The sequence below is a fragment of the Lactobacillus sp. B4015 genome, assembly GCF_026536055.1.
GTDB lineage: Bacteria > Bacillota > Bacilli > Lactobacillales > Lactobacillaceae > Lactobacillus > Lactobacillus panisapium.
In genome coordinates this window covers 194003-218142 of sequence record NZ_JAFNOY010000001.1, presented here as the reverse complement: position 1 = coordinate 218142, position 24140 = coordinate 194003, and the positions used below count along the sequence as shown (strand labels likewise).

Annotated in this window: 19 protein-coding genes and 1 riboswitch; of the genes, 15 read left to right on the top strand and 4 right to left on the bottom strand. The window is 35.5% G+C overall.

The genetic code is table 11. The features are described from left to right. Window positions 1-18: 18 nt before the first annotated feature. Entirely contained in the window at window positions 19-1338 is a 1320-nt protein-coding gene (locus tag J3U71_RS01075) for a nucleobase:cation symporter-2 family protein (protein WP_220268433.1), read from the bottom strand. Then, window positions 1338-1916 carry a xanthine phosphoribosyltransferase gene (locus J3U71_RS01070; RefSeq protein ID WP_267392359.1) on the bottom strand — a complete coding sequence of 193 codons (579 nt, stop codon included), beginning with the start codon at window positions 1914-1916 and terminating at the stop codon, window positions 1338-1340. Before J3U71_RS01070 ends, J3U71_RS01075 begins: the two co-directional genes overlap by 1 nt. A 78-nt stretch (window positions 1917-1994) precedes the next feature. After that, window positions 1995-2092, bottom strand: a riboswitch (purine riboswitch). Window positions 2093-2272: 180 nt separating this feature from the next. Between J3U71_RS01070 and guaA the strand changes: the two genes are divergently transcribed. Beyond that, entirely contained in the window at window positions 2273-3829 is a 1557-nt protein-coding gene (gene guaA, locus J3U71_RS01065; protein WP_267392358.1) for a glutamine-hydrolyzing GMP synthase, read from the top strand. A gap of 363 nt (window positions 3830-4192) precedes the next feature. Here guaA and J3U71_RS01060 read toward each other — a convergent pair whose 3' ends face one another. After that, on the bottom strand, window positions 4193-5143 hold the full coding sequence (locus J3U71_RS01060; RefSeq protein WP_220268430.1) for a LacI family DNA-binding transcriptional regulator: 951 nt from the start codon (window positions 5141-5143) through the stop codon (window positions 4193-4195). A 167-nt stretch (window positions 5144-5310) separates the two neighbouring features. Here J3U71_RS01060 and gtfA point away from each other — a divergent pair, with 167 nt between their 5' ends. From gtfA to J3U71_RS01005, 11 genes are all read left to right on the top strand, one after another. Next, window positions 5311-6756, top strand: coding sequence for a sucrose phosphorylase (gene gtfA / locus J3U71_RS01055; protein ID WP_220268429.1), 1446 nt, complete (start codon window positions 5311-5313; stop codon window positions 6754-6756). Between the two features lie 15 nt (window positions 6757-6771). Beyond that, window positions 6772-8211 carry a 6-phospho-beta-glucosidase gene (locus tag J3U71_RS01050; protein WP_220268428.1) on the top strand — a complete coding sequence of 480 codons (1440 nt, stop codon included), beginning with the start codon at window positions 6772-6774 and terminating at the stop codon, window positions 8209-8211. A gap of 10 nt (window positions 8212-8221) precedes the next feature. Continuing rightward, a complete protein-coding gene (locus J3U71_RS01045) occupies window positions 8222-9535 on the top strand; it encodes a PTS sugar transporter subunit IIC (protein WP_220268427.1) in 1314 nt (437 codons plus the stop codon). 998 nt (window positions 9536-10533) lie between these two features. Beyond that, on the top strand, window positions 10534-11241 hold the full coding sequence (budA, locus tag J3U71_RS01040) for an acetolactate decarboxylase (protein WP_267392356.1): 708 nt from the start codon (window positions 10534-10536) through the stop codon (window positions 11239-11241). Window positions 11242-11426: 185 nt separating this feature from the next. Further along, window positions 11427-12455, top strand: coding sequence for a ribosome small subunit-dependent GTPase A (rsgA, locus tag J3U71_RS01035; protein ID WP_267392355.1), 1029 nt, complete (start codon window positions 11427-11429; stop codon window positions 12453-12455). Between the two features lie 215 nt (window positions 12456-12670). Continuing rightward, a complete protein-coding gene (locus tag J3U71_RS01030) occupies window positions 12671-14266 on the top strand; it encodes an ATP-binding cassette domain-containing protein (protein WP_267392354.1) in 1596 nt (531 codons plus the stop codon). Further along, window positions 14263-15840 carry an ATP-binding cassette domain-containing protein gene (locus J3U71_RS01025; protein ID WP_267392353.1) on the top strand — a complete coding sequence of 526 codons (1578 nt, stop codon included), beginning with the start codon at window positions 14263-14265 and terminating at the stop codon, window positions 15838-15840. The genes J3U71_RS01030 and J3U71_RS01025 overlap by 4 nt, the downstream gene beginning before the upstream one ends. 175 nt (window positions 15841-16015) lie before the next feature. Continuing rightward, window positions 16016-16870 (top strand): ABC transporter ATP-binding protein, encoded by an 855-nt coding sequence (locus tag J3U71_RS01020; protein WP_220268421.1) that lies wholly within the window; start codon window positions 16016-16018, stop codon window positions 16868-16870. Continuing rightward, complete coding sequence (locus J3U71_RS01015; RefSeq protein ID WP_267392352.1) at window positions 16870-17730, top strand: ABC transporter permease; 861 nt, start codon at window positions 16870-16872, stop codon at window positions 17728-17730. The genes J3U71_RS01020 and J3U71_RS01015 overlap by 1 nt, the downstream gene beginning before the upstream one ends. A 231-nt stretch (window positions 17731-17961) precedes the next feature. Further along, window positions 17962-18414: a LytTR family DNA-binding domain-containing protein gene (locus J3U71_RS01010; RefSeq protein ID WP_267392351.1), complete on the top strand. Its 453-nt coding sequence runs from the start codon at window positions 17962-17964 to the stop codon at window positions 18412-18414. A 1-nt stretch (window position 18415) separates the two neighbouring features. After that, window positions 18416-18811 (top strand): DUF3021 family protein, encoded by a 396-nt coding sequence (locus tag J3U71_RS01005; protein ID WP_267392350.1) that lies wholly within the window; start codon window positions 18416-18418, stop codon window positions 18809-18811. Between the two features lie 137 nt (window positions 18812-18948). Here J3U71_RS01005 and J3U71_RS01000 read toward each other — a convergent pair whose 3' ends face one another. After that, window positions 18949-20028 carry a GntR family transcriptional regulator gene (locus J3U71_RS01000; RefSeq protein ID WP_267392349.1) on the bottom strand — a complete coding sequence of 360 codons (1080 nt, stop codon included), beginning with the start codon at window positions 20026-20028 and terminating at the stop codon, window positions 18949-18951. A gap of 377 nt (window positions 20029-20405) precedes the next feature. Here J3U71_RS01000 and J3U71_RS00995 point away from each other — a divergent pair, with 377 nt between their 5' ends. From J3U71_RS00995 to J3U71_RS00985, 3 genes are read left to right on the top strand one after another with little or no spacing between them, the layout of a single operon-like run. Continuing rightward, complete coding sequence (locus tag J3U71_RS00995) at window positions 20406-21794, top strand: sugar porter family MFS transporter (RefSeq protein WP_267392348.1); 1389 nt, start codon at window positions 20406-20408, stop codon at window positions 21792-21794. Between the two features lie 7 nt (window positions 21795-21801). After that, complete coding sequence (locus tag J3U71_RS00990; protein WP_267392346.1) at window positions 21802-23406, top strand: xylulokinase; 1605 nt, start codon at window positions 21802-21804, stop codon at window positions 23404-23406. Then, window positions 23407-24135: an L-ribulose-5-phosphate 4-epimerase gene (locus J3U71_RS00985; RefSeq protein WP_267392345.1), complete on the top strand. Its 729-nt coding sequence runs from the start codon at window positions 23407-23409 to the stop codon at window positions 24133-24135. Window positions 24136-24140 lie beyond the last annotated feature (5 nt).

Below are 24140 nucleotides of genomic sequence, written 5' to 3'. Positions count from 1 at the left end.
TAAGGGAAAATGGTTAGTTTACGAGATATTTGCAGTTTGAGTTTTCGTTGTTGTGTGTTGTCGTTTTTCACCTCCTTTAAGTAGTAAGTTTAAGATTGTGGCAGATAAACTAGTAATCACAATCCCGTTACTCAAAAAGAGTTGCAACGTAGCCGGCAAGTTTTTAAAGAACTGAGGGTAAATGGTTACACCTAAGCCTAGGCCAACGGAAATGGCAATAATTAAAATGTTGTTGTTATCGCTTAAATCGACTTTGGTCAGAGTTTTAATTCCCTGAACGGCAATCATCGTAAACATAACTAGCATGGCGCCGCCAAGTACTGGTGTTGGAATAATTGTTACCAAGGCACCGATTTTGGGTAAAAGCCCCATTGCCATTAATAAGCCAGCTGCCCAGTAAATTGGCCGCTTGGTCTTAATTCCTGAAAGCTGTAACAGTCCAACATTTTGGGAAAAGGTGGTATAGGGAAAGGCGTTAAACAAACCACCAAAAATTTGGGCCAATCCTTCGGCTCTGTAGCCTTTTTTGAGATCATCTTCTGTTATATTGTGGCCAAGTAAATCACCAGTAGCAAAGAAAACTCCGGTCGATTCGATCATTGAAACAAGCGCAATAATGATCATCGTTAGGCTGGAAGACCATTCAAATTTAGGAATGCCGAAGTAAAACAGTTGGGGTAAATGAAACCATGAGGCATTAATTACTGGCTGGAAGGAAACTAGTCCCATTAAAGAAGCAATAATTGTTCCGGCGATTAACCCGATTAAAACTGAAATTGAACGTAAGAACCCTTTTGTCCAAATTTCCAATGCTAAAATGATGAACATTGTGCAAAAGGCTAAAAACAAATTTTGCCCACTACCAAAATTTCTGGCAGTAGCATCGCCACCGCCCATATTTTGGATAGCTACTGGGATTAGGGTTAGGCCAATTGTCGTAATTAACGTTCCAGTGACAACTGGCGGAAAGAACTTTTTGATTTTGGCAAAAAGACCAGAAATAAGTATTACGAAAATACCGGCAACGATAATTGCCCCATACATGTCGTTAATTGAAAACTTCTGCCCAATCATCTGCAAGGGCGCAACTGCTTGGATAGCACAGCCTAAGATGACGGGAAAACCAATGCCAAAATATTTATTACGCAAAAGCTGCAATAAGGTGGCGAGTCCGCACATGAAGATATCAATGGAAACCAAGTAGGTCATTTGTTCAGCGTTAAATTTTAGTGCCGAGCCGATTAGTAGTGGAACTGCAACTGCTCCAGAATACATCGCCAATAAATGTTGTAACCCTAGAACCGCCGCTTTTTGTTGACTAACTTCTTTTTGTGCCATTATTCTTCACCCATAAAATGTACTTGGTTGTCTCTAAGACTTGCAATATTGGCGAGAGCTTCCAGACGGTAGCCGTGCTCTTTAATCCAAGCACTGCCTCCTTGGAAATTTTTAGCAACAACAATACCGATGCCAGCAATATTGGCTTTTGCTTGCTTAGCGATATTTATCATACCCTTGACTGCTTCACCATTGGCTAAAAAGTCGTCGATAATCAGCAGATTGTCATCTTCATGGAGAAATTTTTGCTCAACGCAGATTTGGTTGGTTACTTTTTTGGTGTATGAATAAACATCGGCCCAGTAGACCGCATCGTTCAGTGTAGCTGGCTTTTTCTTACGGGCAAAAACCATGGGCACATGCAATTCATAAGCAGCCATTACGCCCGGTGCGATGCCAGATGCCTCGCAAGTTAGGACCTTGGTTACGCCACTATCTTGAAAAAGCTGGGCAAATTCTTGTCCAACAGCCATCATTAGTTCTGGATCTACCTGGTGGTTTAAAAAAGAGTTGATTTTTAGGACATTCCCAGGCAAAACTTCACTATCACGACGAATGCGGTCTTCTAATAACTTCACAATTTCCTCCTTGAAAAAATAAAAGGGCCTTTTCTACCAAACTATGGTAAAAAAGACCCTTACAGCAGTAAGAAACTGCAATAATTGCTCTTAATCCATAGTTCAGAATTTATGGTTCTGAGTAGAAACTGCCGACCTTATTACGGCAATATACAGATTTAATATTGACTTGATGACTGCATTCTAACAAAGTAAATTAAGTTGTGCAAGATGAGATTTAAGGTGGTAAATAATATTTTTTATTTCTATAACTGGCCTTTTTTATTGCCCCTTTTTCTCTTAAAAAGTGGTTGACCCGAAGAGAAATTCTTAGTACAGTTTAATCAAATTCTTGTTTTGGTAGAAAAGGAGCTCGGATGGCAGTAAAAAAGAATCTTCATGATTTTGATGAAATTATTGTTTTGGACTTTGGTAGTCAATATAACCAGTTAATTACCAGACGTTTACGTGATTTTGGGGTTTATTCTGAGCTCTTGCCGCATGACATCAGCATGGCTAAGATTAAAGAAATTAATCCCAAAGGAATTATTTTTTCCGGTGGCCCAAATAGCATTTATGATGAAAATGCTTTGAAAGTTGATCCGCAGATTTTTGAACTCGGTATTCCGATTTTAGGAATTTGTTACGGCATGCAACTAATGTCATATTACTTAGATGGCGATGTGGAAAAAGCCGCTAACTCAGAATATGGCCGTGCGGATATCGCTATTGAAGATGCCAATTCGGTCTTGTTCAGTGGCTTACCCAAAGATGAGTATGTTTGGATGAGTCACGGCGACTTGGTTAAACAAGCTCCTGCGGGTTTCAAGGTGGTAGCTTCAAGTAAAAATTGTCCGATTGCTTCAATCGCTAATGATCAAGCTAAACTTTATGGCATTCAGTTTCACGCGGAAGTGCGCAATACTGAATATGGTCTTGATATCCTGCGTAATTTTGCCTTCAAGGTCTGTGGCGCCAAAGCTGACTGGTCCATGACGGACTTTATTGACCTGCAGATTGCTGAAATTCGGCAAACAGTGGGGGACAAGAAAGTTATTTTAGGTTTATCCGGCGGTGTAGATTCCAGCGTTACTGCTACACTATTGCATAAAGCAATTGGTAACCAGTTGACCGCAATTTTTGTTGATCACGGAATGCTCCGCAAAAACGAGGGTGACGAAGTGATGGCAGCCTTGAATCATGAACTTGGGGTTAATATTATTCGGGTCAATGCCCAAGACCGCTTTTTAGCCAAACTAAAAGGCGTTACTGATCCCGAACGAAAACGGAAGATTATCGGTAATGAATTTATTGAAGTTTTCAATGAAGAAGCACAAAAATTGCACGATGTTGACTTTCTAGCTCAGGGTACACTCTACACTGATGTGATCGAAAGTGGCACTAATACCGCACAAACAATTAAATCTCATCATAATGTGGGTGGTTTACCAAAAGACATGCACTTTAAGCTGATTGAGCCGTTGCGTAAGCTGTTCAAAGACGAAGTACGTGAGCTTGGTGAAAAGCTGGGCATTCCACATGATCTAGTTTGGCGGCAGCCGTTCCCAGGTCCAGGCCTTGGAATTCGCGTTCTTGGTGAAGTTACTGAAGACAAGTTGAAGCTTGTGCGCGACAGTGACGCAATTTTACGTGATGAAATCAAAAAGGCCGGTTTGCAAGAAAAAGTTTGGCAATACTTCACTGTTTTGCCCGGTATCAAGTCAGTTGGCGTCATGGGTGACGGCCGAACTTACGATTACACCATCGGTATCCGTGCAGTTACCTCAATTGACGGCATGACCGCAGATTTTGCCCGTTTGCCGTGGGATGTTTTACAAAAAGTTTCAACCAGAATCATCAACGAAGTTGATAACGTTAACCGCGTAGTTTATGACGTGACGAGTAAGCCACCATCAACGATTGAATGGGAATAATAGAAATAGTATATTAATTATCAAGTTTTTGATATTTAGAATAAAAAATCATTTTATATATAAAAGCACGTAAGAAAAAATTTTTCATATGAATTAAAATGAACACTGCAATTAGAGTGCTTAATATCAGTTTTAGACATAAACCCCATAATTAGAATAACTAATTATGGGGTATTTGTATGGTTAGATTATCAAATACAGCATAAAATGAGATATATTACTTTTTTGTAAATTGTGTTCAAGGTTCTAACCAACCAAACTGTTGATACAATACTAATTAACTCTATTTTTATTAAAAACAATTAGCTGCATTACCTTATAGTGGAAATTAAAAATTTATTTTAATATTATACTTTTTCACATTTAAGAAATTAAAGTAATTGGTAAAGTATACGTCTTTTTAAAGTTTTCGGTTGGGTGATGAATCTTTTGCACTAAAATTTCAGCAATCAATTCTGTCATGTCTTTAACTGGTTGTTTAATGGTAATTAAGTCAGGGAAGAAATTTCGAATCATTTCGGTACCATCAAAACCAGTAATCAAGGGATAGTAATTTTGGCTGTTCGTATATTGCTTTACTAATAATGCTGTATTGTCATCAGTACAGCAAATTGCGTCATAAACCTTGGAATTTATAATTTGGGCAATTGCAATTTTCTTAGCCATGGTTGAGCTATTAAAATTTAAGTAATTAGTATTGACATTCACTTTGTATGAATTTAGTACTGATAACATTCCTTTAATTCTATCATTAATAGGATATAAATCAGACTTGTCGCCTGAAATAATCAATACGTTCTTTTTTCCAAGACTTAATACCTTTTCTGCTATTTTCTTGCCACCATTTAAATTGTCACTTCTTATCTTGATAATATTTTTAAAATTCCGATCAAATGAAATAATTGGCAAGTTACCAGATAGCTTGTGGTGAGAGTCTTGTAAATGTGAACTGACAACGATTCCATCAACTTTGCTGGAGCGGATATCGTTAATGTAATTGTCCAGACCTTCTTTAGGATTGTTAGCAATAGTAAAAATGACATCATAATTGTAATAATTGAAACTTTCTACGAGACTATTGAAAAAATCCGCATAGAAAGGATTATTTAATCCTGGCAATATAACCTTAATAAGCCTTGGGGAAATTGGGGAACATTTTTTCTTAATTGGTACCTGATATTTGGATTCTTTGATGGCTTCTAATACAGCTTTTCGTGTTTTTGCACTAATATAACCATTATTATTAATAACTCTAGAAACAGTAGCTATAGAAACATTAGCTTGTTGTGCTACATCTTTGATAGTTGTTTTCATTTTTACACCTATTTATGTAAATTTACATACGCTTAAATTCTGCGATTACGCAATATTATATACTTTTTAATGTAAATAACGTAATTACGCAATACATGGTTTCAGTTCTGTTATCATAATTATATAGAAATAAAGCGATTTCACAAACTTTGAGAGTGAGGAATTTAATGAAAATCAAGAACAAGGCTTTATTAATTACATATCCAGATAGTCTTGGTAATAACTTAAAGGATTTAGCTTTAATCATCAATAATTATTTTAAAGATGCATTTGGAGGAATTCACATATTACCGTTTTTCCCGTCATCAGGTGACAGGGGATTTTCACCAGAAAGGTATGATCAAGTAAATTCAAAATTTGGTACCTGGAAAGATATTGAAGATCTTGGTAAGAAATATTATCTCATGTTTGACTTTATGATAAATCATTTGTCACAACATTCTGATTACTTTAAAGATTTTCAGGCTAAAAAAAATAAAAGTAAGTATCAGAAACTGTTTCTAAGTTGGGATAAGTTTTGGCCCAAAGGACGGCCGACTAAAAAAGACATTGACTTGATTTACAGGCGTAAAGATAAATTACCGTATAAAAAGATAACTTTTGAAGATGGTAGTAAAGAAAAAATGTGGAATACTTTCGGTCCTGATCAAATGGATTTAGATGTCAGAGCTAGTATTACTCAAAAGTTTTTAAAAGATAGTCTTCAATCTTTAGCTGGGCATGGTGCTAGTTTGATAAGACTTGATGCGTTTGCTTATGCCATTAAAGAGCTTAATTCCAGTGACTTCTTTGTAGAGCCAAAAGTTTGGCATTTACTTGATCAAATAAAGACTTATTTGAAAAATACTGATACGACTATTTTACCTGAAATTCATGAGCATTACACTTTATCATTTAAGGTAGCACAACATGGTTATTTCATTTATGACTTCGCTTTACCGTTGGTGTTACTTTATACACTTTATAGTGGTAAGAGTTCACGATTGGCAAATTGGCTAAGAAAATGTCCAATGCATCAATTTACCACTCTCGATACCCACGACGGGATAGGTGTAGTAGATGCTAAAGATGTTCTGAGCGATCAACAAATTGATTACACTACTGATAAACTTTACCAAGTAGGTGCAAACGTTAATAAAAAGTATTCTAGCTCTGAGTATCACTGCTTAGATATTTATCAAATTAATACGACCTATTACTCAGCTTTAGGTAATGATGATAAAAAGTACTTTATTGCTCGTTTGATTCAAGTTTTTGCACCTGGTATTCCGCAAATATATTATGTCGGCTTGCTTGCTGGGAAAAATGATATACAACTTCTTGAGAAAACTAAAGAGGGTCGAAATATTAATCGCCATTTCTATAGCATTAAGGAAGTTGACAAAGAAGTTCATCGGCCCATTGTTAAGTCCTTAATTAAGCTATTAGAATTTCGCAATGGTGAAAAAGCATTTGATTTAGATGGGACAATTAGTGTTTCTACCCCTAGTGATCATGAAATTGTAATAGTACGAATGAATAAAAGCAAGACACGTAAAGCAACTGCAAAAGTTGACTTTATGGATTTAACGTATTTGGTAACAAACAATGATGAACAGATTAGTTTTGAATAAAAAGGAATTATCATTATGAATAAATTGCGAAAAGATTTTTTATGGGGTGGCGCTGTTGCCGCAAATCAGGTAGAAGGAGCTTGGAATGAAGGTAATAAGGGCCCAAGCATAGCAGACGTAGTAACTGAAGGAGCGGCCGATAGACCAAGGAAAATTACTAGAGGAGTTCAAAAAAATAAGTATTATCCAATGCATCAAGCTAGTGATTTTTACCATCATTACAAAGAAGATATTAGATTACTAGCCGAAATGCATTTTAAGTGTTTTCGGCTATCGATTGCATGGACAAGAATTTTTCCTAATGGTGATGATAAAGAACCGAATGAAGATGGTTTGAAGTTTTACGAAAATGTATTTAAGGAATGCCAAAAATATAATATTGAGCCTGTAGTTACATTCTCTCATTTTGAAATGCCATATAACTTAGTAGAAAAATACGGAGGTTGGACAAACCGTCAAGTAATAAAATTTTACTTAAAATTTGTTGAAGTATGTTTTTCAAGATATGAGAATCAGGTTCACTACTGGATGACATTTAACGAAATCAATAATCAAACTGACTATAACAGTGATTTAAGTATGCTGGCGGACTCTGGGATTTTAATTAATGATCTTTCGGATAAAGAAAGAGAAGAAGAAATGTACCAGGCATCTCATTATGAGTTAGTCGCGAGTGCTAAAGCAGTACAAATTGGGCATGCAATAAATCCAGATAATCAAATTGGCTGCATGATCAACATGACTCCACAATACCCATACTCCTGTAAGCCAGAAGATATTTTTCAGGCGCAGAAGGCTATGCAGAGACGATATTGGTTTGCGGATGTGCAAACACTAGGTAAATATCCTAGAAATATGGAGGCCTATTTCGAAGAAAATCGGCTACGCCAAGACATTACAGATAGAGACCGCAAAGACTTATTAAACGGCACAGTTGATTTTGTAGGCTTGAGCTATTACAACTCAAATACAATTGAGTTTAGAGAAGATAATCCAGATTTTAAATTTGTTGGTACTGAATTAAATGTAAAAAATCCTTATTTAAAACAAACACAATGGGGATGGCCGGTAGACCCATTAGGCTTTAGATATTCGTTAAATTGGTTGACTGATCATTATCATAAACCGCTTTTTATAGTAGAAAATGGCATTGGTGCTAAAGACAAAGTAGAAAGTAATAATTCGATTCATGATGATTATCGAATTAATTATTTAAGAGAACACATAAAGTCAATGATTGAAGCTATTGAGCAAGATGGGGTTGATATTATAGGTTATACACCTTGGGGTTGCATCGATTTAGTATCAATGGGAACAGGTCAGATGTCAAAAAGATATGGATTTATTTATGTTGATAGTGATGATAAAGGAGTTGGTTCATTTAAAAGACTAAAAAAAGATTCTTTTTATTGGTATAAAAAAGTAATCGATTCTAATGGTAAGGATTTATTCTAGGAGGTTAACAATGAAAAATGGATTTTCACAGTGGGTTAATGATAATTTAGTTCCACCAGTGCTTAAATTTGTAAACTTGAAAGCAATTAAAGCCTTAAAAGATGGTATTCTTTATACTTTACCGCTTTTAATGATTGGTTCGTTATTTACTTTAATTGCGAATTTCCCTTGGGCACCAGTTACTAATTTCTTAACTAAAAATGGATGGATGGATCCCTTAAATCAAATTAATGGCGCCACATTTTCAATTATTGCAATCATTGCAGTATTAGGTGTGAGTTATCAATATGCTAAAAATGAGAATGTTGAACCTTTAGGCGCAGCCGTAATTGCACTCTCTTCATTCATAGTACTGACTAAATCAACTGCAATTAGTGCAGATGGTAAATTTACAGTTGCCAATGTCATTCCAAAAGACTGGACTAGTGGGCAAGGAATGATTGCAGCGATTATTGTTGGTCTGCTAGTTGGTTGGGCCTATTCAACAATGATTAAACTTCATTGGACTATTAAAATGCCAGAGACAGTTCCATCTGGTGTGTCAAACTCTTTTGCTGCCTTAATTCCTGCAGCTGTAATTATTTCAGCATCATTCGTTGTTTATTCATTTATCCATTTTGTTTGGAATACAACCTTTATTGAAGGAGTATATAAAATTATCCAAACACCTTTGCAAGGAATGACAGACTCAATATGGGGCGTAATGGCATATTGTATAATTGCTACCTTTTTCTGGTGGTTTGGTGTTCATGGCGGTACTATTGTTACCAGTATTTTTTATCCAATTTTATTAGCTAACTTAACCTCAAATCAAAAACTGTTGGATGCCGGTAAGACATTAACTGTAGCAAATGGTGCGCACGTATTTACTGATCAATTCACTGCCATCTTGATTAATATGACAGGTACTGGTGCGACTATTGGATTGGTTATATATATGTTTTTCTTTGCCAAATCTAAACAAACTAGACAATTAGGCAAACTTGCAATTATTCCTTCACTTTTTAATATTAATGAACCTGTGATTTATGGTACGCCAATTGTGATGAATCCATTTTTATTCATCCCATTTGTATTAACACCGCTAGTAATTGGAATTTTAGACTATTGTCTTATGACTGCTGGTGTGCTGCCATTATTCAGTGGTGTTCAGGTTCCATGGACGACACCAGCAATTATTTCCGGTTTTATTTTAGGTGGCTGGCGATTAGCCTTGGCCCAAGTTGTTAACATCATTATTTCATGTTTAATTTACTTTCCTTTTATTAAAAAAGTTGATGACCTTAATTACGAGAAGGAACAATCTTCTGAGAGTACAAAATAAAAAAGACTTTTTATAAGCAATTAAAACAAATTAAAGAGAATCAGTTATTTGGTGAACTGATTCTTTTGCTTTAAGTTAAAATAAAAAACACATGGTTTTTTGGTAGGAAGATGTAATCAAAATTAATTTAGGCAGATTTAAATAAATATTTAAGACTAAATGAATAGCCGCGATACAATATCGCAAAAATTGTTATTTTTTCAGTAACTTTTGGGATTCTGATATTTAAACCATAAGTTTTGATCAGTAAACTTTAACTTCATAAAAGAGCCTCCATATATCTTTGCATCTCATTATTCACATTGAAGAGTTTTGCATACTTTGAAAGCCTGAGTAGGTTTTTGTGGTTCTTTTTTACATACGTATTCATTGCTTGTTTAATCGTTTCAGCGTCTGAACGATCTCTTTTTCAATGTCACACAAAGTTCGTTTAAGATTGTAAGTTCGACCCTTATGACCTCTAGGACTAATAATTTCTTCAGTTCCAATTTGAAAAAGCTTATTGGTTTGACGATAAGTTTTTAAAGGAACATCAATAAATTTTGTATGAGAATTAAAAATAGAAAAATTAATTTCATAAATTTTGGGAATCCGATCAATCATTCCATGTAAAAATAGTACTGTATCTTTATAGAAAATTCCCTTAGAATAACGATATTGTAAATTTGCTAACTCATTGCCAAATTCTTTGGGATCAATAAAAACGACTGGAGCAATTTTTGTGATTTATAAGCGATAGAGAGTGTCCTTTGGTACTCTGGCTTTTTCGGCTTCCTTGACAGTAATCTGATTTATAAAGTTTAAAACAATTTCTCTTTGTCCCGTGTCACTATCTCTCACTTCTTATATATATATATATAAATTATATAATTAAATGTATATTTTGGTAATTAAGTAAAGTACTATCAAAATTATTGAAACTAATCATGCTTGCCTTAAACTTCAATAAAATTGCATAATAAACTTAATCTTAGTAAAAAATGGGAGGAGCAAGTATTATGAAAAATACTCTATTTCAACATGGCACAATGCAAATGCTAGTAGAAGGATTATTAGATGGCACTTTGCCATTAGAGGAGTTGCTAAAGCACGGCGATATTGGCATTGGAACGGGTGATGGCGTTGATGGTGAATTAGTGATTTTAGACGGGATTGGTTACAAAATTGATACGACTGGAAAAGCTGTTAAGTTACCACCCGATTTTAAAGTAACATACGCAGATGTTAGCTTTGCGAATTATCACGACTTTAAAAGCTACCAGAATATTGAGTTAGCAGAGATGCTTTCCCAAGTTTTAACAGCAAATAATGCGCAAAATCGTTTCTTGGCAGTTAAAACTAACGGTGTTTTTCAGAAAATTCGAACTAGATCATCCAAGAAGTCAAAGAAACCTTATCCTTCATTGGGTGAGATTGCACAAAATCAGGTCGAATTCGAAGCCGAAAATATTACTGGAACTATGATTTCATATTACACGCCGAAAGTTTTTCAAGGGGTGGGCGTTTCTGGCTTTCACAATCACTTTTTAGCTGATAGCCTGTCTGTGGGCGGTCATGTTTTGGCTGCGACAATGAAAGATGTAACTGTCAGCGTTCAGTTGCTGGATAATTTGCAATTACATCTACCAGCAGAAAGTCAGGACTTTTTAGACGCAGATTTAACCGATATTACTAAACTTGACCAAGTGATTTCTAAGTCGGAATAGGAATCTATTACCGCCACTTTGATGGTGTAAAAAGATTGGCATTAATAAAATATCTAAATAATTATATGTTGTTGGCTTTTTCTGAAATAAATATGATAAAATACCCTAATACAACTTATTTGAGTTAATTATTTTAATATTTTTAAAATAAAATATGAACGATTTTTTCGAAAAAAGGGGAAATTTTGGAATTAGGATTAAATACTTATCAACAACATGAACAAATTGATTGTGAAAAGACACTCGGTAGAATCTCGTTAAATTCGGCTGACATGTATAAAGTAATGCATTTGGACGGACGCGAGAGTAATGCCATTCCTAAAAAGCGCACCGAGCAGTTTTTAGTAGGCGACTGGGTAACGCTTGATCCGCAAATTGATTTTGATTTAATTAATGAGCGTTTGCCGCGCTATAGTACTTTAGGTCGAATAACTGGTGAAGAATATCGGGCGGAGCAAAAGTGTGCAGCTAGCAATATTGATCAATTGTTTATCTGTATTTCACTGAATAAAAATTTAACTGACTCGCGGATTAACCGTTACTTGTATGCACTAAAAAAGGATGATGAATATCAGACTTCAGTGGTATTGACTAAGTCCGACTTAACTTCAGATAGTAGTAAAATCGCTGTCCAACTTGCTGCCAAATTGCAAGTTCCCGTCTTTTGCACTTCCAGTGTAACCAGTGATGGCATTGAAAAATTACGTTCCAGTATTTTGCCGGGACAAACTGTTTCCTTTTACGGTAACTCAGGCGTGGGTAAATCGAGCTTAATTAATATTGTTGCCCAAAAAGAGGTCATGGCGACCAGTGATATTAGTGCAAAAACTGATAAGGGCCGCCATACAACTACGAGCTCAAGGTTAATTCCAATTGAAAATGGGGATTTTGTCTTAATTGATACCCCAGGCGTGAAAAGCATTGGTGTTGGAGCTAACGACCTAGCACAGGTTTTTCCTGAAATTGCGGAGCTAGCAAAAAATTGCCGTTTTAATGATTGCCGCCATCTCAATGAGCCTGATTGTGCCGTCAAAGAAGCTGTACAAAACGGGACTCTAGCGCAGAAAACTTATGATCAGTTTCTTGCTTTACAAAAAGAAAGTGAATTGACCCAAGGCTACCTTGACAAAAAGTTGGCGAAGAAATTAAATCAGAAGGCTGAATTTAAGAAGCAAACAATCAATTATCATCGTTATAGGAAGCCACCGATGTAAAACTAGAAGACACCAATAAAGGCTCTCAATCTTAATTGAGGGCTTTTTATCTACGAAATTTTAAAAATAACCGTTCATTTTTTATATTGAATTAGATCTGCTTACTATCTATAGCTATTTAATTAGATTGACATTTTGCCTCGTTAATTATATTATAATTTTATTTTAATAAAGATGAATAACAACTTTAACTTGTACAAGAAAGAACATTGCTTATGAATTTATCTGGTTTATTCAAAATCAACCGAAAACGTGCAACTTTTGTCCTTTTATTATATTTTGTTTATGCAATTACCGGGACAATTGACTTTTACTTGTTTCAATTCGCTGTCAATGCTTTAGGAGCTGGAAATTTATCAGAATATATTAAGTGGCAGGTCTTTGAATTCATACCTGCTTTTCTCGGGATTACTATTTTGCCTTTGGCGACATACTTGTTTAACCAACAAATTCAAGACTATATTGATAAATTGAGATCAAAAATGGTTAGCCATTTTTATGCTGAAAATGACTTGAACGTGGCACAAATGCAAAATAATTTGCAAAATAATCTCGACATTTTAACGATAGATTATGCTCTGCCCTGGATAGATATTGTCAGCAATTTTTTAATCATTCTATTGTCCGTTGGGGCTCTTTTCAACTTAAACTGGACATTTGTCTTATTAACTGGGATTCTCGTTTTGATTAATTTGTATTTGCCCAAAGTAATGCAAAAAAAGACTTCTCAAGCTAGTACGCAAGTGGCTCAAAATAATGGTTCTTTTTTGACTGTGATTGGAGACTGGATTAGTGGCTTGAATGAATTGCGGCGCTACCATGCTGTTTCAATACTTAATCGGGAACTGGCAAAGTATGGTGAACAGTTGGAAAAGTCAAAGGTTCATCAGACTAAAACAAGAACATTTTCAAATACTGTTAATGGCTTTGGCAACACGATTGGTCAGCTTTCAATTGCTTTTTTGGCAGGTATTTTGTTCCTTTTAGGTCAGATTAAAATTGGTACGGTATTAGCTGCGACTTCGTTTGCCTATAGCATATTCTCGGCCGTCTCAGCAATTACAGTCGCCATGGTTAAGCTTAAATCAACTAAGACAATTAATGAAAACACGCAAAAAATGATTGCAGGGGTTGAAAAAGATAAAAGTTCTTCAGCTGAACTGATAAGTCAGATTGAAGTTAAAAATTTGGTACTTAAATACGACCATAGCCCAGAAATTGCCTATCCTAATTTTACGATTAACAAAGGTGAAAAAATTTTACTCACAGGCGACAGTGGTACAGGTAAGTCAACTTTATTGAAAGCCATTTTAGGTGAAATTAAACCTTATCGCGGTGAAATTATCTATAAAAATGATGCTGGCGATCAAATCACCCCGGATTTAAAGCAAATTGGCTATTTGGCGCAAGACCCGAAACTGTTTCCGGGCACGATTGCTGATAACATTGTGATGTTTCATCATGAACTTTTTACCAAAGTACCACAATTGTTAAATAAGGTTCAGTTAGAAGCCGATGTGATAAGATTCCCTGCGGGTGTTGAAACAGTAGTTGATTTGGATCAAGATAATTTATCTGGTGGTCAACGACAAAAGGTGATCTTGGCTCGTGAAGAAGTCTTTGATAATAACTTTGTTTTAATGGATGAAGCAACCAGTGCTATAGATAGCAAAGCAACCAAGAAAATTATTGAGTATTTGGTTTCGACTGACAAAACCATCGTTCTAATTGCACATAACTTGCAGCCAGAAATTCAGCAGCTGTTTGATAAAAATATTTATTTAGTAAATAACCAGGAAGGCAAAAAATGAATCTGAAAACTTTTTACCAGACCAATCGCTTGCGCTTTGTCCTCATTATCTTTCTTAGTTTAATGAATCCGGTTGCGATAATTACTGCTTCGTATCTGAACATGTGGCAACTTACGTCCCTTCATAACCACGACTCTAGAGCCTGGTTGGTAATTCTTTTGGTCACGCTATTAGCATATCTGCTCTCATATTTTTTTGATATGGGTTCGGATAATTTACTCGCAAGACAAGTGCAAGAGTTTAATGGTGGACTGCGAAAGAAGATTGTTAATCATGTATGCCGTGATCAAAGAGATTATCAGGTTTCAGAAGTTGAGAATAGATTAACTAATGATTTAAACACAGTAAATGACCAATACTTTAATTTAATACCGCTTATTTGCAATTTTACGGGTTATACTGCCTTTACAGCGATTGCACTCTTAACGATGCATTGGAGCTTGCTTTTTTTAACACTAATTTCGATTGCTGTTTCAATACTTCTACCAAAGGTAATGGATAAACCGATTCAAAAAGCAACAGAAAAATTATCAAGTCAAAACAAACAATACTTGGACTTGATTGAGAAATGGCTTAGTGGAATTGCTGAATTGGAAAGATATTTCGCCGGTGAAAAATTATTCAACGTGATGCACAAAGGCGCAAAAGATTTGGAAAGAGCAAATCTCAATTTGACCAAAAAGCAGCAAATTTTGGCAATTATTACCGGAAGTGCTTCTCAAATCATGGTTATAGTTCTGTATGTCTGGACAGGTATTTTAATCAATAAGGGCTCAGTTACATTCGGGGCTGTTGGGGTTATTGGTAGTTTCAGCACATATATTTCTTTTGGAATAAAGTATTTGCCCTACTACTTTGGTTTAATAAAAGGAACAACTAGTCTAAGAGAACAAATTACCGCTGCTACGTCGTCGATTGAGGTTGATAACAGCACGCAAAATGCCCCATATTCATTATGTACGAACAACTTGGAAGTTAATTTTGAAAATGGCGAAGCCCTAAAGTTCCCTGATATCAAGATTAATTATGGCGAAAAAATTCTGTTGACGGGTGATAGCGGTACTGGTAAATCGACCTTGTTAAAGTTGCTTTTAGGAATTATTCAGCCTAGTTCAGGCAAAATTCAATTTATGGACAAACAGGGTAGAGTTGTCACACCTGACCTGTCGAAAATTGGTTATATTGCGCAAGACCCCGTTTTGTTTCCTAGCACGATAAAAAACAATATTACGATGTTTGATGATAAGTTAGATGGTTTGGTGGAAAATGCAGTCGAGGATGTTGGCTTAGCGCCAGATATAGCCAAATTTGATGCAGGCCTTGATACTAAAATTAATCTGCACAAGTTAAATGTTTCTGGTGGTCAAAGGCAAAAAATTATTTTGGCCCGTTCCAAAATCCATGACAGTAATATTCTGCTCATTGATGAAGGCACAAGTGCGATTGATAAAACGGCAACAGTGGCAATCTTAAAAAAATTAGTCGAGCTGCCAAGCACCATTATCTTTATTGCGCATAACTTTGACGAGCGAATCACTGGCTTGTTTGATCGCGAAATTCAGTTAAGTAAGTAATTTGGTCCAAAGGTAGAAGCAGCTTAACATTAAGTTGCTTCTATTTTTTATTCTCAAAATTTCATAGCAAAATCATATCCTTTCATGTTTGAATATTGACCTGTTGTTGCAAAAAGTGATATTTACTTCCACTAACTCGGTATTCTAATAATTGAGATTACTGAAAGGAGAAACTATGCTTATTGAAACGCACAATTTAACTAAAAATTACGGTAATCGTCCTGCTTTAAATGGAGTTGATTTAAAAATTGGTAAGGGACAACTCATTGCTTTTCTAGGTACAAATGGAGCAGGAAAATCAACTACAATTAATATTTTGACTGGGTTATTAAAGCCAACTTCAGGTACTATTTCTTATGCAGCTAACCTGAAAATAGGTGTAGTTTTTCAGACTAGTGTTTTAGATGATAAATTGTCAGTTAAAGCCAATCTCTATTTAAGGGCAAGAATGTATAAAGAGTTTTCATCAGATTGGCTCGAAGAACTAGTTAACTTAATGGGGATTAGGAGATTCTTGCACCAAAAATACGGAACATTGTCTGGTGGTCAAAGAAGAAGAGTGGACATCGCCCGATCATTAGTTAATCGTCCCGATATCTTGTTTTTAGATGAGCCAACCACAGGGCTAGATTTACAAACAAGAATAGTGATTTGGCAACTCTTACAAAAGCTGCAAAAAGAGCAAGGACTAACTATTTTCTTGACGACGCATTATCTAGAAGAAGCTGAAAGTGCCGATCAAATGTATATTTTGGAAAATGGGCATGTCTTAGCCAGTGGAACAGTTAAAGAAATTAAAAAGCAATATGCGCCTACTAAATTACTCGTTAATATAAAGAATAAAGCGAAGCTGAAAACAAATCATGCGGTCATTCACCTTAAAAATAACCTAGTTGAAATTGATGCTTTGTCTTTTAAAGAAGTAACGAGCTTCCTAAATCAAAATCTGGATGAAATAACTGATTTTGAGTATCGTAAAGGATCAATCAATGACGCCTTTATTAAAATTACGGGAAAGGAGTTACAGTGATGCTTGCTCTATTACAAAGAAACATTAGAATTTATTTTGGAAATATTTTCGGCGTGATTATGTCTTGCTTAGGGGCATTGATTTCATTCTTTATCTATATTGGCTTTTTACAAAGAACTTTAGAAAAATCTTGGGGTAATATTCCGCATATTACCGAAATCCTCGATTTGTGGATGATTGCAGGTATTGTGACAATTGCGGGAATTACAACGTCTTTTCAGGCGTTAGGGCAGCTCGTTAAGGACAAAGAAACAAGAACAGCAGATGATTTGAGCCTGACCGATACTTCTCTGCCAACGCGAAATTTTGCTTATATTTTAGCAAGTATTTTTGTTAGTTTGATCATGCAAATAGTTACTTTTGCGATAATGAGCATTTATTTTACAGCGGTTGATAAAATTAGTATTCCTAATAATGCATATTTGTTAAGCAGTGGGTTTATTTTGCTGGGTGCTATTTCCGCGACCTTGGTAAACGGCGTAATTACGCTATTTATTCATTCTTATACTACTTTTAGTCGTTTATCATCTATCATTGGAGCAGCGGCAGGTTTTGCGGTAGCGACTTATATGCCATACGGAACATTAACTACTCATGCTCAAACTTTAGTTAAGTTAATACCAAGTAGTTATGAAGCTGCAGCTTTAAGAAGTATATTGCTATACAAAGTAAGCCCGAATTTTTTAACAGGTAATGCAAGAACTCAAATGTTTAATTATCTTGGGGTTTCTTATAAAATTTATGGCTATCGGTTAGCCAGAATGGATAATGCCTATATGTTGTTGGGGATGACAGCACTTTTGACTGTGATGATTATTGTTTTATCATTGACAATTGCTAAAAGTAAAAATAATGTTTGAAGAATTAACCGGTTATTTTAGAAATGTAAAAACTTGGTTAGTAAGTGAGCATTAGTAATATAAAATTTTCATTTATTATCTTATGTTTTGGTTTGCACATTTTGGTGCTTACAATTAACTGTTTACGTGTAAATATGATATTTTTGGGGTATTCTTAAATTTGAACTACCAAAGTAATGAATAGAGTATGAAATCGTCATTCTTACAAGATAGAAAGAAAGTGAAGCATAAGTGAAAATTAAATTTCAAACCGATGCCACTTTAAGCAAAGATGAAATTGAAGTTGCCATTAAAGCTATGCAGGAAACAGAAACTGTCAGTAAATTGATCAGTTATTTAAATAAGTTTAACGAAAGTCAGCGCGCATTAATCCCTGTTAAAACTGAGGATCGCATTATCACCCTTAAACAAAGGGAAATTATCAAAATCGAAGTTCAAACAACGACATTAATCTACTACACAACCAAAAATGTTTTTAAAGCTAAGGGGAGACTCTATCAGGTGCTAACTAATTTGAACGATGATTTTGTTCGAGTGTCTCGCCATGGTCTAATTAATTTAAATTATTTGGAGTCAATTGAGGTCGGCTTTGCGGGAAATATGGTTGCTAAACTAGCCAATAACTTAAAAGCTGATGTTTCAAGACATTATTTGCCAGAATTAGAAAAAAAGGTAGGTCTTTAAAATGAAGCTACTAAAAAAGTGTATTAGTTATTTCTTAACCGGAGTTGGCTTTGGTTCAACCAGCTATTTAGCTATCTTAACTTTTGTCTATCCTAAGGTTGCACCCACCCAAATTAGTTTTATATCCGTTTTCATCATGTCAGGTTTGATTGGCCTTTTGTCGATGATTTTTGAAACAGATCTGCCTTTTACAATTGCGCTGATTATTCACTTAGCGGGCAGTTTTATCTTATTTATTCTAATGATGATAATTAGTAATTTTGCTTTAAGCCAAGTGACAATTGCACTTTTCTTGCTAATCTACCTGATTGTTTGGGCGGTTGTAATCTTGATGCAGGTAAATACTGTTCATAAAATTAATAAACGAATTAAGAAGCGAAATAGCAATAAATCGTAAACAAAGTAGAATAAAAGAGCAAGGTCAACCACCAATTAAAACTGGGCAAACGTAAAAAGCAGGCAAAGCACATTTTTCAGTGTTGAGTCTGCTTTTTTGTTAATTCAAAAGTTAAAGCTACAATTTGTAAACATTATTTACTTATTGAGTGAAATAACTGAGTCACGTAGCTTTAATTGTGGATGATGGACAACCGAAGTAAACTTTTTCCCATCGATTAGCGCTAAGATTCCCTTACCAGCTTCTTCACCAACTGATGTGCGCTGGTAATTCATTGTTGTCAAACTAGGATTTAAGTAAGCTGCAGAGTCAAAATTATCAAAGCCAACAATCGAAATGTCTTGTGGAATTCTAATGTTTTTCTTTTTAAGTTTATCAGTTACTAGTAGAGCCAGCTCATCGTTGTAACAAGCAATTGCTGTTGGTGGCTGACTGCTATTTAAATAATCGTCAATCTTTTTACTAATAATACTGAATGAATCATGCGAACTATACATAATTAAATTGCTATTAGCCAAATTAGCATCATTATTCTGATAGGCCTGGATAAAGCCTTTCATACGTTCTACACCTTGGAGATCATCAGTCTGAAAGATCCCTAATATATTTTTATGGCCTTTATGTAAAAGGTAATTGATTAATTCTTCTTCAGATTCACGATCAGAATTAGTGATTGCAGGGAAATTAAATTCTGGGTATTCTGCATTAATGAATAAAAGTGGAATCTTGCTTTTTGCAATCCTTTGATAAATATCAGAATTTTGACAGGGTTTTGCACTCTCACTTGGCTCAACTATTAGTCCAGCAACTTGTAAGTCAAGCATTTTAATTAAATTAGAGCGTTCAGTTTTTGGATAATTATGAGTGTTAGCTATTAGAAGAGAATATCCTTTAGGATCAATAACGGTATCAATCTGAGAAATAATTTTGGGGAAAATGTAGTCTGCAATATGTGTACAAATTAAACCAATAGTTTTACTTTTAGGATTTACTTGCCACTTCTTGTTCCAATCTTGGATAAACATCCCACTTCCCTGAACTTTATAAATTAGATGCTCGTTTTGTAACTCAGTTAGTGCTTTTCTAACAGCATATCTTGTCGAATGAAAGCGATTAATTAATTCACTTTCAGTAGGAAGTTGTTGATTAACTTGATAATGTCCAAAAGTAATTTCATTTTTTAAAGTCTCCACAATGGCTATGTAATCACGTTTCAAAATATAAACCTCCAAAAAAATAGTTTGATAAAAGAAGCCATTACTCAAATTAGATATAAAAGATTAGATAAAAATTGTAATTCATTAGTCTAATTTTTTAGTATAAAAATAACAGTAGTTTCATAATCATTTCTATTAATTATAATATTAGTCATTTTATGGGATGAATTTTTGGAAAAATACAGCATAAAAAACAAATATTTTTTCTTTATAACAAAATATGCCTTAATATCAACACTTAACTTACATAAATATTATAAAATTTATTCGAATAAATTTCAACAGCTATTGCAGATAACAAATAAAAGTCATATTATGAAAGTGCTTTCGAGAAGGCGAAAATTAAAACTAGTTTTAGATAAAAGGAGGTACTATGAGTGAAAAAGAATAAAATTTCTAGTCGATTTATTTATTTCTTTGGTTCATTTGGTGGAATTTTATTTGGTTATGACATTGGAGTTATGACAGGTGCTTTACCTTTTCTTCAAAAAGATTGGCATTTAACAAATGCAACAGTTGTTGGTTGGATAACTTCAGCTGTTATGTTTGGAGCCATTTTTGGAGGAGCAGTTGCTGGCCAGCTTTCTGATCGTTTTGGACGACGCAAAATGATTTTGGCTTCAGCTATTGTATTTGCAATTTTTGCTTTACTTTCAATGGTTGCTCCGAATAATGGGGCACTTTATTTAATTATTGTCAGAGTCTTATTAGGTCTAGCTGTTGGTGCGGCTTCGGCTTTGGTTCCAGCATATATGTCAGAAATGGCACCTGCAAACGCCAGAGGTAGTCTTTCAGGCTTGAATCAAACAATGATTGTTTCAGGAATGTTGCTATCTTATATAATGGATTTCTTATTAAAAGGGCTTCCACAAGCTTGGGGTTGGAGAATAATGCTTGGCTTGGCCGCTGTTCCCGCAATTATCTTGTTTTGTGGCGTACTACGTTTACCAGAATCACCTCGGTTTTTAATAAAAAATAATCAGGAACAAGAAGCTAAGGCAGTTCTTTCAAGTATTCGGAAAAACCCACAGGAAGTTACCGATGAAATTAATGATATAAAATCCGCTTCACAAAAAGAAAATTCTGCAACTGAAGCAACGACCTGGGGTTCTCTTTTTAGTAGTAAATATCGTTATTTGGTTATTGCTGGTGTCGGTGTGGCAGCTTTTCAGCAATTTCAAGGAGCAAATGCAATCTTCTATTACATTCCGTTAATTGTGGAAAAGGCAACAGGAAACGCTGCAAGTTCAGCATTGTTATGGCCAATCGTTCAAGGTGTGATTTTAGTGATTGGTTCGTTGGTATATATAGCAATAGCTGAAAAATGTAAGCGAAGAACCTTACTAATGCTAGGCGGAACTGTAATGGGTCTTTCCTTTTTACTTCCTTCCGTTATTAATAGTATAGATCCTCATGCAAATCCAATGATGATTGTAGTTTTTCTATGTATCTATGTTGCATTTTACTCATTCACTTGGGCACCTTTAACTTGGGTTTTAGTAGGTGAAATTTTCCCATTGGCAATTCGTGGACGTGCTTCTGGATTAGCCTCATCCGTCAACTGGATTGGATCTTGGGCTGTAGGTCTACTGTTTCCAATGATGACGGCTTCAATGTCTCAAGAAATGGTTTTTGCAATCTTTGGCATTATCTGCATTTTAGGAGTCTTATTCGTTAAATTCTGTGTACCGGAGACCAAAGGATATACATTAGAGCAAATTGAGTCTATTGGAATGAATCACGGAAAAGATCTGATGGAGGACTAAAGAGAAATTGAATATTTCAGAAATTGTGCAACTAATAAAATCAGGTCAAACAGCACTTGGAATTGAATTTGGCTCAACACAAGTAAAAGCAGTATTAATTACAACTGATTTCCAGCCAATTGCATCAGGTAGTTATCTCTGGGAGAACACACTGCAAGATGGAATTTGGACATATTCACAAAAAGAAATTTTAACTGGCTTAAGACAAAGTTATGCACAATTAGCTGCAAATGTAAGCAGTAAATATCATGTCAAAATTGAACATATTGGTTCAATCGGTGTAAGTGCAATGATGCACGGATATTTGCCTTTTGACCAAAATGACAAGCTGCTAGTTCCCTTCAGAACTTGGCGAAATACGATAACTGGAGACGCAGCAAGTGAACTAACCAAATTGTTTAATTTTAATATCCCGCTGCGCTGGAGCATTGCTCACTTGTATCATGCTATTTTGCAAGATGAGAAACATGTAAAAGACATTGCTTATTTAACAACATTAGCAGGTTATGTTCACTGGCAATTATCTGGTGAAAAAAACATCGGTGTAGGCGATGCCTCAGGGATGTTTCCCATCGGTAAGAATGGTCAATTCGATCAGGAATGCTTACAAAAGTTTGGTGCCTTAGAAAAAGTAAAAAAGTACCCGTGGAAGATTGAACAAATTTTGCCACATGTATTAAAGGCAGGCGAAGTTGCTGGTCATTTAACTAAAGAGGGGGCAAATTTACTTGATCCAACCCAGACATTGCAAGCAGGAAGCGTGATGGCACCACCTGAAGGCGATGCAGGAACAGGTATGATTAGTACTAACAGTGTTCGTAAGCGCACAGGTAACATTTCTGTTGGAACTTCTGAATTTTCGATGGTTGTCTTAGATAAGCCACTTAAGAAAGTTCACCGTGACATCGATCTTGTTACAACACCGACTGGGGTGCCTGTAGCCATGGTGCATATCAATAATTGTTCATCTGATATCAATGCATGGGCACAACTTTTCCAGGAATTTGCTGAAAGGGTTGGAATTGACATCAGTACCGATCAGCTATATAGCGCTTTATTTCTAGACGCGACTAAGTCGGATCCCGATGCAGGAGGAATGGTTAATTACAGCTATTTCTCAGGGGAACCAATTACCAAGACGCAAGAAGGCAGACCGCTATTAGTCAGAACACCTAATAGTAAGTTTACATTGGCTAACTTTATGCTGGCTCAGCTATATTCGGCCTATGCACCACTTAGAATTGGGATGGACATTTTGACTAATGAAGAAAATGTCACAACTGATGTCATGATTGCTCAAGGTGGCCTATTTAAAACTCCCGTAATCGGGCAGCAAGTTTTATCCAATATGTTGAACTTACCAATCTCTGTTATGACTAACGCTAGTGTCGGCGGACCTTGGGGCATGGCAGTACTCGCGCAATATGTTGCTTCCGGTGCGTCCGAGCCATTAGAAGATTACCTAGATTCTAAGGTTTTTGTAGATTCCGAAATTATGACACTGAGTCCAGAGCCAGAAGGAGTTAAGGGTGCTGCTAAATACCTTGAGCGCTATAAATTAGCACTTCCTTTGGAAAATGAAGCAAAAGTTTTGAGTGATGAGGCGAAGTAAATGCTGGAACAACTGAAAAAAGAAGTATATGAAGCTAATATGCAGTTACCAAAACTAGATTTGGTTACATTTACCTGGGGCAATGTTTCAGGAATAGACCGCGATCAAGGATTATTTGTCATTAAGCCTTCTGGCGTGGATTATGATAAATTGCAACCTGAAGACCTTGTAGTAGTTGATCTGACGGGTAAAGTGGTTGAAGGTAAATTAAATCCTTCAAGTGACACTCCAACACATACGTATTTATATAATCATTTTCCTAAAATTGGTGGTATTGTGCACACCCATTCGCCGTGGGCAGTAGCCTTTGCGGCAGCTAAAATGGATATTCCTGCTCTTAATACAACGCATGCAGATACTTTTTACACTGATGTACCAGCTGCAGATGCGTTAACTAAAGAAGAAATCGAAGAAGATTATGAGGGCAACACTGGTAAAACCATCGTTCGCACTTTTAATGACCGTCATTTAGATTATGAAGCAACTCCTGGGAGTTTAGTTAGTCAGCATGGACCGTTTTGTTGGGGTGAAACTCCGGCTAAGGCAGTTTACAATGCTAAAGTTTTAGAAGTTGTTGCCGAAGAAGATTATCATACTTTGCAATTAACTAGGTCTGATAGCCATCTTCCTCAGTATTTATTAGATAAACATTATTACCGTAAGCATGGAGAAAATGCATATTATGGTCAGAATAATGCGCAATCAAAAACACATGCTAAAAGAAAGTAAAATTT

Excerpts from the sequence above, each read along its gene's own strand:
- J3U71_RS01025 (WP_267392353.1), top strand. The coding sequence starts at position 14,263 with ATGAATCTGAAAACTTTTTACCAGACCAATCGCTTGCGCTTTGTCCTC.
- J3U71_RS01050 (WP_220268428.1), top strand. The coding sequence starts at position 6,772 with ATGAATAAATTGCGAAAAGATTTTTTATGGGGTGGCGCTGTTGCCGCA.
- guaA (WP_267392358.1), top strand. The coding sequence starts at position 2,273 with ATGGCAGTAAAAAAGAATCTTCATGATTTTGATGAAATTATTGTTTTG.
- J3U71_RS01020 (WP_220268421.1), top strand. The coding sequence starts at position 16,016 with ATGCTTATTGAAACGCACAATTTAACTAAAAATTACGGTAATCGTCCT.
- J3U71_RS01030 (WP_267392354.1), top strand. The coding sequence starts at position 12,671 with ATGAATTTATCTGGTTTATTCAAAATCAACCGAAAACGTGCAACTTTT.
- J3U71_RS01005 (WP_267392350.1), top strand. The coding sequence starts at position 18,416 with ATGAAGCTACTAAAAAAGTGTATTAGTTATTTCTTAACCGGAGTTGGC.
- J3U71_RS01045 (WP_220268427.1), top strand. The coding sequence starts at position 8,222 with ATGAAAAATGGATTTTCACAGTGGGTTAATGATAATTTAGTTCCACCA.
- gtfA (WP_220268429.1), top strand. The coding sequence starts at position 5,311 with ATGAAAATCAAGAACAAGGCTTTATTAATTACATATCCAGATAGTCTT.
- J3U71_RS00985 (WP_267392345.1), top strand. The coding sequence starts at position 23,407 with ATGCTGGAACAACTGAAAAAAGAAGTATATGAAGCTAATATGCAGTTA.
- budA (WP_267392356.1), top strand. The coding sequence starts at position 10,534 with ATGAAAAATACTCTATTTCAACATGGCACAATGCAAATGCTAGTAGAA.
- J3U71_RS01075 (WP_220268433.1), bottom strand. The coding sequence starts at position 1,338 with ATGGCACAAAAAGAAGTTAGTCAACAAAAAGCGGCGGTTCTAGGGTTA.
- J3U71_RS01060 (WP_220268430.1), bottom strand. The coding sequence starts at position 5,143 with ATGAAAACAACTATCAAAGATGTAGCACAACAAGCTAATGTTTCTATA.
- J3U71_RS01015 (WP_267392352.1), top strand. The coding sequence starts at position 16,870 with ATGCTTGCTCTATTACAAAGAAACATTAGAATTTATTTTGGAAATATT.